The organism is Methylobacterium sp. WL103, assembly GCF_008039885.1.
GTDB lineage: Bacteria > Pseudomonadota > Alphaproteobacteria > Rhizobiales > Beijerinckiaceae > Methylobacterium > Methylobacterium cerastii.
The window spans coordinates 1-1,425 of record NZ_VRUX01000849.1 but is presented as its reverse complement, the minus strand read 5'-3'; the positions used below and the strand labels follow the sequence as shown (position 1 = coordinate 1,425).

Annotated in this window: 2 protein-coding genes and 1 tRNA gene; 1 reads left to right on the top strand and 2 read right to left on the bottom strand. The window is 70.9% G+C overall.

Annotated elements, in window-relative coordinates; all coding sequences use genetic code 11:
* Positions 1-39 precede the first annotated feature (39 nt).
* A tRNA-Met gene (locus FV222_RS26040) sits at positions 40-116 on the top strand.
* 105 nt (positions 117-221) lie between these two features.
* On the opposite strand, the gene cueR is transcribed toward FV222_RS26040, so the two are convergent.
* Entirely contained in the window at positions 222-704 is a 483-nt protein-coding gene (cueR, locus tag FV222_RS26035; protein WP_147816016.1) for a Cu(I)-responsive transcriptional regulator, read from the bottom strand.
* Positions 704-1,425: HAD-IC family P-type ATPase (locus FV222_RS26030; protein WP_147816014.1), on the bottom strand; the 722-nt coding region annotated here is incomplete at its 5' end. The genes cueR and FV222_RS26030, both read right to left, overlap by 1 nt.

Genomic DNA, 1,425 nt, shown 5'->3' with positions numbered 1-1,425 from the left:
GCCAACACATCCCCTCAACACGACACTCGATCACCCTGGCGCGGGGTGGAGCAGCCCGGTAGCTCGTCAGGCTCATAACCTGAAGGTCACAGGTTCAAATCCTGTCCCCGCAACCAAACATCATATCATCCACAACGAGCCCACGCCGTCGAAAGACAGCGCGGGCTCGTTGCGTTTGGGCATTGAGACCGAGGTCGGACCCAGTCCAGGCGGAACGCGCCTCATCCGTTTCCGCGCCGGCGTGCCGGTCGGCCCAGGCCGAAGCGTGCGGGGCCGCCAGATGCACCCTTCACGACGAGCGCGCCCGGGCCAGCGCCTGTTTCCGCCAAATCCTCCATGATCGGACAATCCGGCCGGGCGTCGCCGTGGCAGCGCGCGGCCAAAGCCATCAGCGTCCGGCTCATGGCGTGAAGCTCCTCGGCCTTACGCTCCAGGGCGGCCACGTGCTCGAGCGCGATGCGCTTCACGTCGGCGCTGGCGCGGTCCCGGTCGCGCCACAGGGCAAGCAGCGTGCCGATCTGCTCCACCGTAAAGCCGAGGTCGCGCGCACGGCGGATGAAGCGCAGGGTGTGGATCCCCGCCTCGGTATAGTGCCGATAGCCCGCCTCCGAGCGTGCGGCCTCTGCGATCAGGCCGGTGCTCTCGTAGTAGCGGATCATCTTGGCCGAAACGCCGGAGGCGCGTGCGGCCTCGCCGATCGTCATCATCGTTGCACCTCACCGGCCGGGCGCCAGCGGCGCAGCAGCAGCGCGTTCCCGACGACGCTGACGCTGGAGAACGCCATCGCTGCGCCCGCCACCACCGGGCTGAGCAGCCCGAAGGCCGCGAGCGGGATGCCGACCACGTTGTAGGCGAGCGCCCAGAACAGGTTCTGCCGGATCTTGGCATAGGTCCGCCGCGCGATGTCGATCGCGTCGGCGACCACCATCGGATCGCCGCGCATCAGCGTGATGCCGGCCGCGTGCATCGCGACGTCGGTGCCGGTGCTCAAGGCAATGCCGACGTCGGCGGCGGCGAGCGCCGGCGCGTCGTTGACTCCGTCGCCGACCATGGCGACGCGGCGCCCACCCGCCTTCAGGCGGAGGATCGCCGCCGCCTTGTCCTCCGGGAGAAGCTCGGCCACCACCTCGTCGAGGCTGAGCGCCTCGGCCGCGTGGGCGGCGCTGCCCCGGTTGTCGCCGGTGAGCATCACCGTGCGCAGGCCGCGCCGGCCGAGGGCCGCGATGGAAGCGGCCGCGGAGGGTTTCACCGCATCGCCGAAGGCGATCAGGCCGAGCAGCCGCACGGGCGCGGTCCCCCTGGCTTCCTCCTCCGAGATCCAGGAAACCGTGCGGCCCGCCCGCGCCAGGGCTTCGCCCCGGTCCGCGAGGGGCGCCAGGTCGACGCCGTCCTCCTCCATCAGCCGGCGGCTGCCGAGGCGGAGCG

Bases quoted from the DNA above. Each gene is read 5' to 3' on its own strand.
- cueR (WP_147816016.1), bottom strand. From the start codon at position 704: ATGACGATCGGCGAGGCCGCACGCGCCTCCGGCGTTTCGGCCAAGATG.